Here is a 15,074-nt window from a genome sequence, read left to right on the forward strand (position 1 = left end):
GGATTTGTGGTGGCGCGAGGAAGACGCGGACTACATCCGCGCCCGCGCCGTCCGCTATCCCGGGGCCACCGGGATCGAACCCGAATGGACGCTGGAAGCCGCCACCGACCCTCGCGGTATTACTCGTGACCCCGACCCCAAGAGCCGCAACCACGCGATCCGCCTGATCGGGTACTCGCCCACCGCAGGTTTCGTGATCACCGTGATCGTGACACCGACCGACCACGCCGGGGTGACCGCGTGGAAGACCAGCGGAGCCGACCTGCATGCCTACGATGGACAGGAGACGCCATGACCAACAAGGACCAGAAGCAACAGCGGGTTTCCGACGAAGTCGACGCGATCCGGGCCGAATACGCCGATGAAGAGGCCGAAGCCGCCGAGGCCGAGATCGCCGAACGCAACGCGGCCTTGGACATCCCCTTGAACCTGCGCATCGACAAGGACCTCGACACCCAACTGCGTCGCCGCGCCGCCCAAGCTCAGATCCCCGTCTCTGCCCTCGTACGACGCCTGCTGCGCGAAGCGACCACCCACCCCGAAACTCAGACCCTGACCGTTGAGCAAGTCGAAAAAATCGCCCGCCGCGTACTGAACGAAGCCAGCTAAAAGAACCAGCCTCCCAAGCCAGCCCCTCGTCACCGTAAAACGATCGGCTTACGGACGCGGTCAGGGCGCAGGTGCACCGTATAGAGCACCCTTGCGGAACGCCGGCCGTGATCTTCGCCTGGGCCTCGCTGACACGCGCCTCGTCGCCGGTGATGGTTCGTCCTACGGACACGGTCGGGGAGGCAGGTGTTGCGACGACCGACCGAGCTCGTCTCAGGCCCATCGGACACATCATCTCGAAATCCCGGTGACAGCGTCGATCGGGTAGCCGACCGGCTGTCCCGGTCGGTGCCACGTGACCTTGCAGGGAGGTTCACATCGGCGACCGGCGTTCCGTCGAACGGGCATGCATGCGGCTGCGTGCGTTTGCCCGCGGCGTAAACCAACGCATGCTCAAGCAGCGTGGGGTCGGGCGTCTCGCCCGATACCACGCGGGCGTGCAGCTCGTGCTGCGCGTCCTATGCCTGCTGCCAGTCGGGGAACTCCGGGTCGAATCCGAGATGCTCAATGCTCAATGCGCATGCGCCGGGCGGCGAGCGAGGGTATGAGTGCAAGGTGACTCTGCGGGGAGGGTTGAGGTTCAGGCGGATTCGCGGAAGGCGTCAAGCAGCTGCCGCTCGGCCACGTCCAGATATCGGGCGAGCTCGGTCTCGGCGTCGGCGATCCGGCCGGTGCGCAGCAGCTGATACATCGCCCGGTTCTGAGTGAGGTAGGACTCGTGGAACCGCTGGAAGTCCGCCATGACATGGAAGACCAGCCGCAGCTCGGCGAGCACCTGGCGTGCGGCCTCGTCCAGTCGCTGGCTCCCCGCAAGACCGACGATCCCTTGATGGAAATGCATGTTGGCGGTGCCGACCGTCGACCAGTCATCGACCAGCGCCGCGGCCTCCCCCTCCTCGACGGCCGCGCGGACAGCGTCGAGCGCACCGGCAGGGGCATGGGCTGACTGGTGCACCGCGGCGCACTCAATCACGCGGCGGTACTGGTAGACGTCGCGCACATCGTCTGGTGTCAGCGTGCGCACGAAGACGCCCCGGTTGAACTCGTGGACCAGCAACCGTTCGTGGGTCAGCAGCCGGAACGCCTCACGGAGGGTGTTGCGGGACACGCCGAGTGCCGCACCCAGGTCCTCCTCGGACAGCCGCGTGCCGGGCAGCAGCGCACCCTCGATGACACGCGTGCGCAGCGCATCCGCGACCCGTGCGGCGGTGCTCGACCGGCCGATGAGGCTGCGCTCGTTCGCGAGGTCGGCGACCCAGTCACGTCGGCTTGTCATGGACATCGGCTCTCCCGGTCTCTGTGTCGCTCGTCACCATCTCGACCAAACTCTATCCGATCAGGGTATTGAAGAATTGTTCAACAATCCCTATTCTGTGTGAGGCAGGCCACACCGAACGGGCCCAAGGAGACTTCGATGACCAGCACGCCGACCACTCAGGATGCGGCTCCGCCGCGACGCAAGGCCGGGCGCGGTGCCCTGCTCGGGGCGATGTTCCTGATGGCGACCAGCGCCATCGGTCCGGGCTTCATCACCCAGACCACCGTCTTCACCGCGAAGCTCGGTGCTGCGATGGCGTTCGCCATCCTGATCTCGGTGATCGTGGACGTCGCGGTGCAGCTGAACGTCTGGCGCATCATCGGTGTCTCCGGCCAGTACGCGCAGGACCTGGCGAACAAGGTGGTCCCGGGCGGCGGTTATGTGCTCGCGGCACTGGTGGTTTTCGGCGGGCTCGTCTTCAACATCGGCAACATCGGCGGAACCGCGCTCGGGGCCAACGCCATGATGGGCGCCAACGTCAAGATCGGCGGCGCCATCTCGGCGCTGATCGCGATCGGGATCTTCCTCAGCAAGCGTGCCGGGATCGCGATGGACCGGATCGTGGTCGTGCTCGGTCTGGTGATGATCGCGATGGTCGCCTACGCCATGATCGTCTCGCACCCGCCCTACGGTCAGGCTCTCAAGGAGACGGTGCTGCCGCACCACATCGACTTCCTCACCATCACCACCCTGATCGGGGGCACGGTCGGCGGCTACATCACGTATGCCGGTGCGCACCGCCTGATCGACTCGGGTGTCAGCGGACCCGAAAGCTCGGGGCAGATCACTCGAACGTCGATCACCGGTGTCATCGTCACCGGCGTGATGCGTGCACTGCTGTTCCTCGCGGTCCTCGGCGTCGTCGCGGGCGGCGTCACACTGGCCAAGCAGAACCCTCCCGCGTGGCCTTCCAGCACGCGCTCGGTGACGCCGGACTGCACCTGTTCGGTGTCATCCTGTGGGCCGCCAGCATCACCTCGGTGATCGGCGCGTCCTACACCTCGGTGTCCTTCCTGACCACGTTCTCTCAACGGGTGCGCGACCACCGGAACTGGGTGGTGGTGGCGTTCATCGTCATCTCCGGTGTCGTCTTCCTGGCGCTCGGCCAGACCCCGGTGAAGCTGCTGATCCTGGCGGGCGCGCTCAACGGCCTCATCCTGCCGATCGGCCTGGGCGTGCTGATGTGGGTCGCGCTGCGCCGCGCGCACGATCTGCTCGGCGGGTACCGCTACCCGCGCTGGCTGCTGGTCATCGGAGTGCTCGTGTGGGCCCTGACGGTGTACCTCGCCTGGCAGTCGCTCGGCGGCATCGAGAAGCTCTGGGCCTGAGCCGGACCAGTCAAGGAAGGAGACCTGCCATGAACGTGATCGACCTGAACGCGGACCTCGGGGAGAGCTTCGGCCGGTGGAGTCTGGGTGATGACGACGCCCTGCTCGACGTGGTCACCAGCGCCAACGTGGCGTGCGGCTTCCACGCGGGAGACCCGTCCGTGCTATGCCGCGTCTGTGACCGGGCCGCGGAGCGCGGCGTTGTCATCGGTGCGCAGGTCGGGTATCGCGACCTGCCGGGCTTCGGGCGACGGTTCATCGATGTCGCACCGGACGAGCTGACCAATGACGTGCTCTACCAGATCGGTGCCCTCGAGGCCTTCGCCCGGGTCGCCGGCACCCGGGTCAGCTACGTCAAACCGCACGGCGCCCTGTACAACGCGATCGTCCATCACGAGGAGCAGGCGGCAGCGGTCGCCGAGGCAGTGCGCCGCTACGACCGGACACTTCCGGTCCTCGGCCTGCCCGGATCGGTCTGGCTGCGCCGGGCCGAGGAGGCCGGGTTGCAGCCGGTCGCAGAGGCATTCGCCGATCGCGCATATACCCGGGAGGCGACGCTGGTCTCCCGGCGCGAGCCCGGTGCCGTCCTGCACGACGTCGAGGGGGTCGCCGCCCGGTGTGTCCGGCTCGTCACCGACCAGCAGGTCGTCGCGGTGGACGGCAGCGTCGTGCCAGTCGCGGCGCGTTCGCTGTGCGTGCACGGCGACAGCCCGGGAGCGGTCGCGATGGCCACCGCCGTTCGTGCCGCGCTCGAGCGGGCGGATGTGTCGGTCGCGCCGTTCGCCGGCTCACCGTCATGAGGCTCGCCCCCTGCGGTGACGCCGCCCTGCTGGTCGAGCTCGACAACCTGGACCAGACTCTCGCCCTGTACGCCGAGCTGTCCCGGAAGCCGCTCCCCGGAGTCACGGACCTGGTTCCCGCAGCACGCACCGTCCTGGTGCGGATCGACCGGTCGTCCACGAGGCTGGCCGACGTGGCCGAGGCCGTCGCGTCGGTCCAGCTGCGGAAGGGAGAAAGGCCCGACGCCGGTCAGGTCCAGATCGCCGTGACCTACGACGGCGCCGATCTTGCCGAGGTCGGCGAGCTCACCGGCCTCGGAGAGCGCGGGGTCATAGCGGCGCACACCGGCCAGGAGTGGATGGTTGCGTTCGCCGGTTTCGCGCCCGGGTTCGGATATCTGGTCGGCGCCTCCGATGCGCTGCACGTGCCGCGCAGGAGCACGCCGCGCACCCGGGTGCCGGCCGGTGCGGTCGGGCTCGCCGGAGAATTCTCCGGCGTCTATCCCAGGGAGTCCCCGGGCGGCTGGCAGCTGATCGGCACCTGTCGGCAGCCGATGTGGGATCCCGATCGGACGCCGCCCGCGGTGCTGGCCGCCGGCGTTCGAGTGCGTTTCGTGGAGGCGTGATGCGGGCGTTCGAGGTCGTCGAGACGGGCGCACTGGCCACGGTGCAGGATCTTGGTCGTCCGGGTCTGGCCTCACTCGGCGTCGGGGTATCGGGCGCGGCCGATACCCGTAGCCTGCGTTTGGCGAACCGCCTGCTCGGCAACGACGAGGGCGCCGCCGCCCTCGAGGTCACGTTCGGGGGACTGGCGATTCGGGCAGGTGCGGATCTGCTGGTTGCCGTCACCGGTGCACCGTGCCCCCTCCTGGTCGATGGGTCACCACGACCACTCAACGCGCCCCTCACGCTGGGCGCCGGGCAGGAGCTGCGGCTCCTCGCGCCGCCGGTCGGCCTGCGCAGCTACCTCGCGGTCCGGGGCGGCATCGACGTCGATCCGGTGCTCGGTTCGCGATCTTGCGATGTGATGGCAGGTCTCGGGCCGAAGCCACTCGAGGTGGGCGCCCGGCTGCCGGTCGGCATACCACCCCACTGCTTTCCCGAGGTGGACGTTGCCCCGACACCGGCGCCCTGCGGGGATGAGCTGATGCTGCGGATCGTCCCCGGCCCTCGGTCCGACTGGTTCACGGCCGAAGCACTGGAGACGCTGACGAGCTCGTCGTTCGAGGTCACCTCCGAGAGCAACCGGGTCGGCATGCGGCTGGACGGCCCCGAGCTGGAGCGGTGCCGCACCGATGAGCTGCCCAGCGAAGGAATGGTGCCCGGTGCGCTGCAGGTGCCGCCGGCGGGGCGGCCGACGCTGTTTCTTGCCGACCATCCGGTGACCGGGGGCTACCCCGTCGTCGGGGTGGTCGTGACCGATGACATCCCGATCGCCGCGCAGGCACGACCTGGGCAACGACTTCGGTTTCGTGTGCCGCCCAACTCGCCCTACCAGTTCGGAGACCGTGATGACGACAGCTGACCGCAACTCGTCGGGGCTGACCCCGCACGAGGCACGGGCCCGATTTCGTGACGGACTGAAGGTGCCGACTGCGGGGTGGTGCTCCGGATGGACGCAGGCCAATCTCATTGCGGTGCCACGCGATCTGGCATACGACATGCTGCTCTTCGCGCAGCGAAATCCCGCCCCGTGTCCGGTGCTGGATGCCACGGAGCCCGGTGAGACCTCCAGCGCGATCTTCGACGGAGACCTACGCACCGACCTGCCCGGATACTGCGTCTACGAGCGCGGGCAGCTCGTGGCAGAGGTCGACTCGGTCCGGGACTACTGGCGTGATGACCTCGTCGCGTTCCTCGTGGGCTGCAGCTTCACCTTCGAGGACGCGTTGCTGGAGGCCGGCGTCCCGGTGCGACACATCGAGGCGGGCACCAACGTGCCGATGTACCGGACCTCCCGGCCGTGCCGCCCGGCAGGGCGGATCTCGGGACCGCTGGTGGTCTCGATGCGGCCGATACCGGCGGACCTGGTCGCCACCGCGGTGCGGGTCACGTCGCGATACCCCGCGGTGCACGGGGCTCCGGTGCATGTGGGTGACCCGAAGGCACTTGGCATCCGGGACATCGGTCGGCCGGACTTTGGCGATCCCGTCCAGATCCGCCCGGGCGAGCTGCCGGTCTTCTGGGCGTGTGGGGTGACGCCACAGGCCGCCGTGATGCAGTCGCGGCCGCCGTTCGCGATCGGCCACGCGCCCGGCATGATGGCCGTCACCGATGCACGCGACTCGAGCTATCTGGTCCCCTGACGCTCCCTCGTGTTGACGCGATCAACGTCGACCGGCCGACTGCGCACGCTCCACCTAGGGCCACCGACACCCCGACACGCCGTGAACCCCTGATCGCACCGGCCGGTCGGGCGGTGATCGTCTCGCCGCTCCTGCACCGACCGCGGCGCCTCCCCTCGGAGCAGGTCACGAGGGTCGGGGCCTGGAGCGCCATGGCTGGGGTGGCCGACCCAGCGCGGCCACGACGACGTGACCGCATGCTCGGTGCGGGACACCTGGGTGCTGACCCGACGACGCAGGAGACCCAGGCAGTGGAGTGGCAGTGATGGCCGCCCTCTCGCGTGCATCCGGGTAGGTCGATAGCGGACCAGGTCCTGCCAAACTGAAACCGACGCCACGATCAACAAGCGGGCGTCTGTCAGCTCCAAGGAGCTGTCATGCCGGATTCTGCCAAGGTCCTCGCCGGGCTCGACACTCCCAGCGTCTGTAGACGTCAGGCTTGCGGTGCTGCTGCCGGGCCCGGCGCGCCGCAGGCCAGTTGGGGTGGTTGTGCCGGCCTGATGTGGTGACCCCTCGCTCCCTGCGTTCCGCCGCGTTCCGTGGTGCCCTACGGGGTAGTGATGATGGCTACCGGTGGAGCGTCAGGGCTGGCGAGGCCGGCCGGGTTGCCTGGCCTCGCCGTGCTGCTGCTGGGGTGGGCCGTGCGGTGCTTGTCGTGGCGATCCCGGCCTTGGCGGGGTGGCGGCGTCGCCGGGCGGGTGGCAGAGTGTATCCCGGGTGGGGGGCGATTCGGCCAGTTCACCGCGGCGGGCTCCGGAACGGCCGTGAACGTGCTCACTTCGGGGTTGTGCCGAGGTAGGCCAGGGCGGCCACGACCAGTGCTTGGGTGCCGGTGTCCAGGGTGGGCTGGATGACGGGGGCGAAGAACGGTGAGTGGTTGACCGGGATGTCCTGGGCGATCCGACCGGCCGCCTGGGCGGTGTGGTAGGTGTCCGGGTCGATGCCGCCGAGTCCCCAGTAGGTGTACGGAACTTCGAGCGCTGCGGTGATGTCGCTGAAGTCCTCGCTGGCGCTCTGCAGCGGCAGTTCGATCAGCCGGTCGCCGAAGTAGTCGGTGAATGCGCCGCGGACCTTCGTCGTGGTCGCGGGGTCGTTGGTGGTGGGTGGGAACCGGTCGAACATCTCGAACTGCGGCGGGACGGGCGAGCCGGAGGCGTCGCACTCGGCGGTCACGACGCGGCGGATGGCGTCCAGCACGGCGGTGCGGGTCTGCTGGTTGTAGGTGCGCACGTTCAGCTGGAGGACGGCGTGGTCGCCGATCACGTTGCTCTTGGTCCCGGCCTGGATGCTGCCCACGGTCAGCACGGCGGGTTCGGTGGGGGCGACCTCGCGGGAGATGACCGTCTGCAGGCGCACCACGATCATCGACGCGAGCACGACGGGGTCGACTCCGGCCTGCGGCATCGACCCGTGCGCGCCCCGGCCGTGCACGGTGATCCGCATACTGTCGGCCGCCGAGAGCACCGCCCCGCTGCGGGTGCCGACCACGCCGGCCGGCAGCGGCAGCACGTGCTGGGCCAACGCCACGTCGACCGTCCCGACCAGGGCCATCAGGCCGTCGGCCACCATGCCCCGCGCCCCGTCACCGACCTCTTCGGCGGGCTGGAAGAGCACCACGAGTGTGCCGTTCCACTGGTCCCGGGCACCGGCCATCAACGCGGCCGTACCGATCAGTGCGGTCACGTGCACGTCGTGCCCGCAGGCGTGCATCACCGGGACCGTGGCGCCCTGGGCGTCGACCACGGTGGCCGAGCTGGCATACCCAAGGCCGGTCTCCTCCTGCACCGGTAGCGCGTCCATGTCCGCGCGCAGCAGCACGGTGGGCCCGTCACCGTTGCGCAGGACCCCGATCACGCCGGTGCCACCGACGCCAGTGGTGACCTCATAGCCGGCCCGCTGGAGGTGCTCGCTGACGGAGGTCGCGGTCTGCGCCTCCTGGTGGGACAGCTCGGGGTGCTGATGCAGGTTGCGGTAGAAGTCCTCCATCCAGCCTCGGGCGTGGTCCAGGCCCTCCAGGACGGCGGCGGCGGAGGTGGTGCTCAGCGTGCTCATGGTCTCTCCTTGGGTTCGGTGCGATCGTCGGATGTGGTGCGCCGATGCAGCTGACGTCCACCGTGACGCGCGGTGCGCCGCCGGATGCGGTCTCGGTAGCGAGCGGGTACCACGCGGGTGGGTGACCAGGCGTCCGCGCCGGGCAGGATCCACCCGCGCCACCGGGCCAGCAGGCACAGCCCGGCGCCGACCACCGTCGCGAGGACGAGCCCATCGGTGGGGTGGCCGTGATCGGACAGGATCACCAGCACGCCACTGCCGGCGATCGCGCAGGTGGCGTACAACGTGTTTCCGCCCAGCACCCCGGGCACCCGCCGCAGCACGACGTCGCGCACCGCGCCACCACCCACCGCGGTGATCGTGCCCAGGAAGATCGCGGGCAGCCAGCCGAGACCGACCGTGAGGGTCTTCTGCGCGCCGGCGGCGGCCCAGGTCCCCAGCGCGACGGCGTCGATCACCGGCCAGATCCGGTCCCAGACCGGGCCCTCAACCCGGACGGCGAAGCTGACCGCGGCACCGGCAAAGGCCGTCAGCAGGTACGCGTAGTCCGTCAACGCGGCCGGCGGGCCGTGCTGCAGCAGCACGTCGCGGATCAACCCGCCACCCAGACCGGACAGCACCGCCAGGGTGGCGAAACCGATCGGGTCCAACCTTTCCTGGCGGGCGATCAGGCCACCCAGCAGCGCATTGGCGAAGACGCCGGTCAGATCCAAGGCCCGGAACAGCTCCGACAGCTCTCCGTGACCCACGCGCCACCCCTTTCTCCACCCGCAATAGCCAGCCCGTGCCCCGATACCGGTGTACCCCTCGAAGCCGACGCCGGCCAGTGGGTCGGCCACGAGCCCGGCGGAGTGGCGCTGCTGGAAGCTCAGTCCCGAGGTGCGGCACAGATTCTGCCAGAGTACGCGGCGCTGGGCAGCGCCGCGTATTCTCGGCGCTGCCCAGCGCAACACGGTCCATCGGGGCGGGGCGCCGTTGACGACGCGCCCGTCGACTCGAGGGCTAGCCTCGGCCGACCGCACGGACAGCCCAGCAGGGGCCAGCCCGACCAAACCATCGCACGGGACACCAGATCCGGAACGCTTCGCGAGCTCACGGCCCGGCAGAGCACGCACCTGTCGGCCGGGAACCCCTGGCCACGGACTGATGTCAACCCGTCGGCCGAGCCGTCCGGTCCGGCGGCCTGGTGGTCCTCGGCTCGTCGGGGCGGAGATGGATGGTGCCCGAGTGCATGACGAAGTCGACGCGGGCAGTGACGCTGATGTCGGCGAGCGGATCTCCGGGCATGGCGACGATGTCGGCGCGGGCGCCCGGCCGAAGCACCCCGATGTCCCCCACACCCAGCATCTTCGCCGCGACCGAGGTCGCGGCACGCAGCGCCCGCAGCGGGCTCAGGCCGGCGGCGACCATCGCCTGGAACTCGGCGATGCCGTGGCTGAAGGGAAACATTCCACAATCGGTGCCGAAGACAACCTCGACGTCGCTGGCGGCGATGATCCGCTGGGAGTCCAGGATCTGCTGATGATCCCGGCGGAACTTCCAGACGGCCTGGTCCGGCAGCGTGCCGGACCGTAGTTGCGCAAGGTCCTCCTGGGTCATCTGCATCGTCGGCACCACGTAGACACCCGCCCGCGTTGCCATCTCGACGCCCTCCTCGTCGATCAGGTAGGCGTGCTCGAGGCTGCGGGCACCACAACGGATCGCCTGCTTGCAGGCCTGCGGGGCACCGGTGTGCACGGCGACCGGCATACCCAGCTGGTGCGCAGCCTTGCACAGCGCATCCATCTCGTCGTCGAACCAGGTCACCCGGGCGGGGTCATCGCCGACGCTGAAGTAGCCCCCGGCATTGGCTGTCTTGATCCAGTCTGCACCGTGGGCGTGCTCGCCGCGCACCAGCCGGCGGATCTCCGCGATCCCGTCGGCAACCGCCGACACCGGCAGGTCCCAGCGTGAGGGGTAGAAGCCGCTCAGGTCGCCATGGGCGCCAGTGGCGCTGATGACGTGCCCCGCGACCACCAGCCGCGGCCCCTCGACGATGCCGGCGGCCAGGGCGTTACGCAAGTCGACGGTCGGGAACTCCGGATCCATGCTGCCCAGATCTCGCACGGTCGTGAAGCCGTAGCCAAGATACTCTCGCGCGAGGCCGAGACCGGTCAGCGCCTTGGTCGCAGCAGAGGCAAGGGTCTGTTGGGCCAGATCGGCGGCATCCATGGTCAGGTGCACATGGGAGTCGATGAAGCCGGGGCTGACGGTGCGCGCGGACAGATCGACCAGCTCGGCCCCTGGCGGGCGGCTCACCGAACGGCCCATCTCGACGATGCGCCCCTCGCGCACCAAGATCTCAGCGCGGCCCCCGAGCTCGGCCGACACACCGTCAAAAACCCCGCCACACACCAATACAGACGCGCTCACCCCACCATTGTTCCCCACCAGCAGGGCCGACAAGCCGGCCCGAGCCCCCGAACAGCGGCGACCGGACACCCGCGCGTCGCGCCCCGGCCACTGCGCCGCGCGCCCCGACCCTCACCCCCCACATGTCCAGCCACCTTGCCCAGGCCCCGATCCCAGCAGACCAACGAGACCCGGCGACCGACCGCCGCGAGATGCTCATCCCGCGGCATTCAAGACCGCCCGTCCCGCAGGGGCGCGGTGAGTTACGGGACATCGCGACCCGGTCCTGCGTCACGTCACCGATTGACGCCATCGACCACCGGCGACGGATGCGGTGATCTTCACCCGTGCCGCGGGCGGAGCGGCCGACGTCCCGCAGGGGTGAGCTCACCTGTCCTATGCGGCACACGCACGATGGTGCGGTGTCCGCAAGTCGTCCCTCAATCGAGGCACTCCGGAGACTTGTCAGGTGCCGGGGATGGTCCGCCGGTCGCGCTGGTGCTGGACGGCTGTGACGATCAGCCCGGCCACCAGCCAGACGGCGCCAACGATCTGCGCGGCGTGACTGGCCTCGCCGAGCACGATCAGCAGGATCACCGCACCGACCACGGGTGAGATCAGATGAGGGCCCACCCGGCGCGGGCCGCCGGCGCGGCGCACCCAGTAGTAGCCGATGACCGAGGCGTGCAGCAGGATGAACGCGCACAGTGCGCCGACGCTGACGATGGAGACCAGGGTGTCCAGGCCGTTCGGCCGGCGAGCGGCCCAGACCGCGATCAGCACGTTAAAGGCCGCGGCGATCAGCACGCCGACGGCGGGCACCCCGGTGCGCGAGTCCACCGTCGAGAGCGCCCGGGGCAGGCGCTTCGAGCGGCTCATGTCCATCAGGATGCGGGATGCGGCGGCCTGCCCGACCATCGCCGAGAACGCGGCGCCCGCAGCCTTGGAGACTGCCATCGCGGTGGAGAGCCAACCCGCGAGCCGCACGTCGATCAGGTGGTAGTAGGCGTCACCCTGGGCGCCCGGGTGCGCGGCCAGCTGCGCCGGGGTGTCCGGGGAGATGAGCGCCCCGACATACGTCTGCGCCGCGAACAGCAGACCGGCGATGACCAGGCAGGTCAGCAGCGCACGGCTGACCAGGCGGGTGCTGCCGACGGTCTCCTCGGCGAAGGTCGCGATCGCGTCGAAGCCCAGGTAGGACAGCACGGCGACCGACACGGAGCCGAGGACCGCGGTGGCCGAGAAGGCGCCGACACCGGTCAGTGGCGACCAGGGCCCGCGGGTCGCCCCGTGGCGCGCGAGCAGCCAGACCCCGCCGATCAGCACCATCGTCAGCACGACGACCTCGGCGATCACCGCCAGCGTGGCGACCCGGGCGGCCACGCGTACCCCGGCGAGATTGAACCCGGTCGTCACGACGACCGCCAGCGCCGTCCACGCCCACGTCGGCAGCGCCGGCAGCGCGGAGTGCATGGCGATCCCGGTGAACAGGTACGCCACGGACGGGATCAGCAAGTAGTCCAGCATCACCATCCAGCCGGTGACAAAGCCGGTGCGCGGGCCGATACCGGCACTGGCGTACGCAAACACCGACCCGGCGCGTGGCACCTTGCGCGACATCAGCGCATAGGAGTAGGCCGTGAAGGCCATCGCGATGGTGGCCACCAGGTAGACCAGGGGCACCGCCCCGTGGCTCTTGGCATCCAGCGGGCCGAAGATGCTGACGGCCGCCGCGGGGCCGATGAAGACCAGGCCGTAGACGACCAGGTCACCGAAGGTGATCTGCCGTCGAAGCCCGGCAGGCGCAGTAGTGGTGCCCGAAGACACAGGTGACTCCTTCACAAGCGCAGGCTAACGAGGTGTCAAAGACGCGGCCTGGCGCGGTCCTCCCAGGGCTCTTCTCACCGGAGAGGACGGCGCAAAGCGGCATGCACCGAGGAGGACGTGCCGCCACAAGGTGCGGGCGGTTCCGTCCGCGGCGCGCGGTGTGAGGCCGAACCGGCCGAGCCCTAACTGCTCCTGCGAGGCCATGCTCATCACCACCCGCGGTCCTTACCGGCGGTGTGCATCGCAAGCCAGATCTGGGTGATCTGCGGGTTGCCGCCAGCCCGCGATCGGAGACGACCAACCTGCGGATCTCGCTGTGGGGCGGTCTCTTTCAGCAGTGGCTGCCTCGCCGCGTGCCCGGTTGAGGTTGCCGCGCTGCCGATTCTCCTCATTCGCGAACACCGCCGACGTCGTCGGCACACCGCCAGTGCTGGCTTGCGGTGCGACATGCTCCGTACGGGGATTGTGGCACAGCTCGGCGAGGCGGTGTGCTGGGTGGCGGTGCGCCGGTAGGATGTTGGAGTCCCTGGCCTGCGGGGACGATCACAGCACCGAAAAGGGGTTCCTCATGCCCGTCGCTCGCCTGGCCGCCCGGGTGGCCATCGGTGGCCTGTTCATCGGCCATGGCACCCAGAAGCTGATGGGCTGGTTCGGCGGCCCCGGGCTGGAGGGCACCGACCAGATGATGACCTCCCTGGGCCTGCACCCGCCGCGGCGCAACTCGCTGGCCGCCGGCGCGACCGAGGCCGGTGCCGGGGCGATGCTGGCCGCCGGGCTCGCGACACCGCTGGCCGCCGCGGGCCTGATCGGGGTGATGACCACCGCGATCCGCACGGTGCACTGGTCCAACGGCCCGTGGAACGCCAACGGCGGGTACGAGTACAACCTGGCCCTGATCACCGCGCTGGCCGCCCTGGTCGAGGTCGGCCCGGGCGAGCTGTCCCTGGACCGTGCCCTGGGCACGGACCGGCACGGCACCGACTGGGCGCTCGGAGCCCTCGCGTTGGGGGTCGCCGCGTCGCTGGCCACCACCGCGCTCGGCCACCGCGAAGCCGGCCGCGCCGCGGCGCACCAACCAGGCCCGGCCCCCACCGACCAGCACACCCCGTAGGCTCAGGCTCAGGGTGCGCCGTGTACCGGGGCGCGGCTCCCACTCGGCCTGTGACGAGGATTGGTACAGGACCCTGAGACAAGCGCTCGGCGGTCCCAGTAGCTGATCGCTCTGCGGCGATCGTTCCTACAGCTGCAGGTGAATTCGCAGTGCGTCGTCAAGTGCCGCCATCACTTCTGCTGGCACCCGCCCGAGGACGGGGCCCAATCGTTCGGCGGCGATCGAGCGGACCTGCTCGGCCTGGGCTTTGGAATCCTGCCGCAGGCCAGTGGCGGTCGCGGGTAGCAGAGTCTGGAATGGGTAGATCCTGTCGGTGTTGCTGGTCACTGGTACAACGGTGACCACTCCCCGGCCGAGGCGCGCCACGACCACGTTGGCGCGATCGTTGCTCACGATCACGGCTGGTCTTCGCTTGTTGGCTTTGCTGCCTCGGGCAGGGTCGAGGTCGACCAGGCGGATTTCACCGCGCAGCATCGGTGAGCCCGTCGGCCGAGGTCATATCCCACGCCTCATGTTCGCCCGAGGCCGCCCACTCGTCCCACGCGGCCTCGTAGTCCTGCTCTAGCTGGGGCAGGCGCAACATGGTGACCGCACGGTGCAGGGCGGCTGACCTGGACCGAAGTCCCGCTGCACGCGCGAACTCGTCGAGGACGGCCACGTCCTCTTCCGGCAGGCTCACACTAATTTTCATACCTTGATGCTACCTGAGTAGCACCTCCGATGCACAGCCAAATTGGCCCGTGCGCAAGCCCCATATGACGATCCCCGGGTTCGAGCGGTCGTCGCAACACCCACTGAATCTATCGCCGGTCATGGTTCGGCCTACGGGCCAGCCCCTGACCTGCGGGGCTCTGCGGCCCCGGGGGCAGGGCCGATGCCCTGTCCCGCCGTTGCGCCCGTCGCCAGGGTGTTGCGACCACCGCTCGAACCCGGGGTTCGGCAACCGGTCACGATCCGCAACTGGCGATCCGCCTGCACATCCCGCCCAGCACCCCTGTCACGCCCATGACGGGGACCACGCGTCCGCGACCAAACCAACCTGTCACAGCCAGCGGCTCCACCCGGGGACACATCCGGCTTTCCGCGTCAGGCCCCCGTTGCGGCCGAGCGTCGCGACGCTCAGCACGTCAGAGAAACGACTCCCTACCGCTGCCTTCCACGTGACACAATGCCGTCACCGGTGTCGATTGCGGGTCTATCTCAAATTCGGTGTTTTTGAACCTCCACGACACGCCGCCAAGGTGGCGAGATCTGGAGTGATGAACGATGAGCATGTCGGATATGACGACTGCGACGAAGGACACCTCGACCGAT

At 69.3% G+C, this 15,074-nt stretch carries 15 protein-coding genes and 1 pseudogene; 8 read left to right on the forward strand and 8 right to left on the reverse strand.

What is annotated here, in order from left to right; genetic code table 11:
* Positions 1 to 295, forward strand: a 295-nt coding sequence (locus FGL98_RS23280) for a hypothetical protein (RefSeq protein ID WP_146321004.1), incomplete at its 5' end; no start/stop codon positions are given.
* Positions 292 to 609, forward strand: coding sequence for a ribbon-helix-helix protein, CopG family (locus FGL98_RS23285; protein WP_146321007.1), 318 nt, complete (start codon positions 292 to 294; stop codon positions 607 to 609). The genes FGL98_RS23280 and FGL98_RS23285, both read left to right, overlap by 4 nt.
* A 580-nt stretch (positions 610 to 1,189) precedes the next feature.
* On the opposite strand, the gene FGL98_RS23290 is transcribed toward FGL98_RS23285, so the two are convergent.
* Positions 1,190 to 1,891: a GntR family transcriptional regulator gene (locus FGL98_RS23290; protein ID WP_222432370.1), complete on the reverse strand. Its 702-nt coding sequence runs from the start codon at positions 1,889 to 1,891 to the stop codon at positions 1,190 to 1,192.
* Positions 1,892 to 2,023: 132 nt separating this feature from the next.
* Here FGL98_RS23290 and FGL98_RS23295 point away from each other — a divergent pair.
* The 5 genes and pseudogenes from FGL98_RS23295 (at position 2,024) to FGL98_RS23315 (ending at position 6,340) form a co-directional block, all read left to right on the forward strand.
* Positions 2,024 to 3,255, forward strand: a pseudogene (locus FGL98_RS23295) (NRAMP family divalent metal transporter).
* Between the two features lie 29 nt (positions 3,256 to 3,284).
* Positions 3,285 to 4,055, forward strand: coding sequence for a LamB/YcsF family protein (locus tag FGL98_RS23300; RefSeq protein ID WP_146321008.1), 771 nt, complete (start codon positions 3,285 to 3,287; stop codon positions 4,053 to 4,055).
* Positions 4,052 to 4,660, forward strand: coding sequence for a 5-oxoprolinase subunit B family protein (locus tag FGL98_RS26960; protein WP_146321010.1), 609 nt, complete (start codon positions 4,052 to 4,054; stop codon positions 4,658 to 4,660). The genes FGL98_RS23300 and FGL98_RS26960 overlap by 4 nt, the downstream gene beginning before the upstream one ends.
* Positions 4,660 to 5,559 carry a 5-oxoprolinase subunit C family protein gene (locus tag FGL98_RS26965; protein ID WP_146321012.1) on the forward strand — a complete coding sequence of 300 codons (900 nt, stop codon included), beginning with the start codon at positions 4,660 to 4,662 and terminating at the stop codon, positions 5,557 to 5,559. The genes FGL98_RS26960 and FGL98_RS26965 overlap by 1 nt, the downstream gene beginning before the upstream one ends.
* A complete protein-coding gene (locus FGL98_RS23315; protein ID WP_146321015.1) occupies positions 5,546 to 6,340 on the forward strand; it encodes a putative hydro-lyase in 795 nt (264 codons plus the stop codon). The genes FGL98_RS26965 and FGL98_RS23315 overlap by 14 nt, the downstream gene beginning before the upstream one ends.
* A gap of 813 nt (positions 6,341 to 7,153) precedes the next feature.
* On the opposite strand, the gene FGL98_RS23320 is transcribed toward FGL98_RS23315, so the two are convergent.
* The 4 genes from FGL98_RS23320 to FGL98_RS23335 form a co-directional block, all read right to left on the reverse strand.
* Positions 7,154 to 8,431 carry an amidohydrolase gene (locus FGL98_RS23320; RefSeq protein ID WP_146321017.1) on the reverse strand — a complete coding sequence of 426 codons (1,278 nt, stop codon included), beginning with the start codon at positions 8,429 to 8,431 and terminating at the stop codon, positions 7,154 to 7,156.
* Positions 8,428 to 9,180, reverse strand: coding sequence for a trimeric intracellular cation channel family protein (locus FGL98_RS23325; RefSeq protein ID WP_146321019.1), 753 nt, complete (start codon positions 9,178 to 9,180; stop codon positions 8,428 to 8,430). Before FGL98_RS23325 ends, FGL98_RS23320 begins: the two co-directional genes overlap by 4 nt.
* 400 nt (positions 9,181 to 9,580) lie before the next feature.
* Positions 9,581 to 10,843 (reverse strand): metal-dependent hydrolase family protein, encoded by a 1,263-nt coding sequence (locus FGL98_RS23330; RefSeq protein ID WP_146321021.1) that lies wholly within the window; start codon positions 10,841 to 10,843, stop codon positions 9,581 to 9,583.
* Positions 10,844 to 11,287: 444 nt separating this feature from the next.
* A complete protein-coding gene (locus tag FGL98_RS23335) occupies positions 11,288 to 12,649 on the reverse strand; it encodes an APC family permease (protein ID WP_222432371.1) in 1,362 nt (453 codons plus the stop codon).
* A gap of 568 nt (positions 12,650 to 13,217) precedes the next feature.
* On the opposite strand from FGL98_RS23335, the gene FGL98_RS23340 reads away from it, so the two are divergent.
* The gene (locus FGL98_RS23340; protein ID WP_146321025.1) at positions 13,218 to 13,760 is read left to right on the forward strand and encodes a DoxX family protein; all 543 of its coding nucleotides are present in this window, start codon (positions 13,218 to 13,220) and stop codon (positions 13,758 to 13,760) included.
* Between the two features lie 126 nt (positions 13,761 to 13,886).
* On the opposite strand, the gene FGL98_RS23345 is transcribed toward FGL98_RS23340, so the two are convergent.
* From FGL98_RS23345 to FGL98_RS25985, 3 genes are all read right to left on the reverse strand, one after another.
* Positions 13,887 to 14,234: a type II toxin-antitoxin system PemK/MazF family toxin gene (locus tag FGL98_RS23345; RefSeq protein ID WP_146321027.1), complete on the reverse strand. Its 348-nt coding sequence runs from the start codon at positions 14,232 to 14,234 to the stop codon at positions 13,887 to 13,889.
* Positions 14,221 to 14,451, reverse strand: coding sequence for a ribbon-helix-helix domain-containing protein (locus tag FGL98_RS23350; RefSeq protein ID WP_146321029.1), 231 nt, complete (start codon positions 14,449 to 14,451; stop codon positions 14,221 to 14,223). Before FGL98_RS23350 ends, FGL98_RS23345 begins: the two co-directional genes overlap by 14 nt.
* A gap of 436 nt (positions 14,452 to 14,887) precedes the next feature.
* Positions 14,888 to 15,074 (reverse strand): hypothetical protein (locus FGL98_RS25985; RefSeq protein ID WP_222432372.1); only part of this gene is annotated, 187 nt, incomplete at its 5' end.

This window comes from Leekyejoonella antrihumi (assembly GCF_007845645.1).
Lineage (GTDB): Bacteria > Actinomycetota > Actinomycetes > Actinomycetales > Dermatophilaceae > Leekyejoonella > Leekyejoonella antrihumi.

What these genes read in the sequence shown, in the direction of transcription:
- FGL98_RS23285 (WP_146321007.1), top strand. Translation starts at nt 292, where the DNA reads ATGACCAACAAGGACCAGAAGCAACAGCGGGTTTCCGACGAAGTCGAC.
- FGL98_RS23290 (WP_222432370.1), bottom strand. Translation starts at nt 1,891, where the DNA reads ATGTCCATGACAAGCCGACGTGACTGGGTCGCCGACCTCGCGAACGAG.
- FGL98_RS23300 (WP_146321008.1), top strand. Translation starts at nt 3,285, where the DNA reads ATGAACGTGATCGACCTGAACGCGGACCTCGGGGAGAGCTTCGGCCGG.
- FGL98_RS26960 (WP_146321010.1), top strand. Translation starts at nt 4,052, where the DNA reads ATGAGGCTCGCCCCCTGCGGTGACGCCGCCCTGCTGGTCGAGCTCGAC.
- FGL98_RS26965 (WP_146321012.1), top strand. Translation starts at nt 4,660, where the DNA reads ATGCGGGCGTTCGAGGTCGTCGAGACGGGCGCACTGGCCACGGTGCAG.
- FGL98_RS23315 (WP_146321015.1), top strand. Translation starts at nt 5,546, where the DNA reads ATGACGACAGCTGACCGCAACTCGTCGGGGCTGACCCCGCACGAGGCA.
- FGL98_RS23320 (WP_146321017.1), bottom strand. Translation starts at nt 8,431, where the DNA reads ATGAGCACGCTGAGCACCACCTCCGCCGCCGCCGTCCTGGAGGGCCTG.
- FGL98_RS23340 (WP_146321025.1), top strand. Translation starts at nt 13,218, where the DNA reads ATGCCCGTCGCTCGCCTGGCCGCCCGGGTGGCCATCGGTGGCCTGTTC.
- FGL98_RS23345 (WP_146321027.1), bottom strand. Translation starts at nt 14,234, where the DNA reads ATGCTGCGCGGTGAAATCCGCCTGGTCGACCTCGACCCTGCCCGAGGC.
- FGL98_RS23350 (WP_146321029.1), bottom strand. Translation starts at nt 14,451, where the DNA reads ATGAAAATTAGTGTGAGCCTGCCGGAAGAGGACGTGGCCGTCCTCGAC.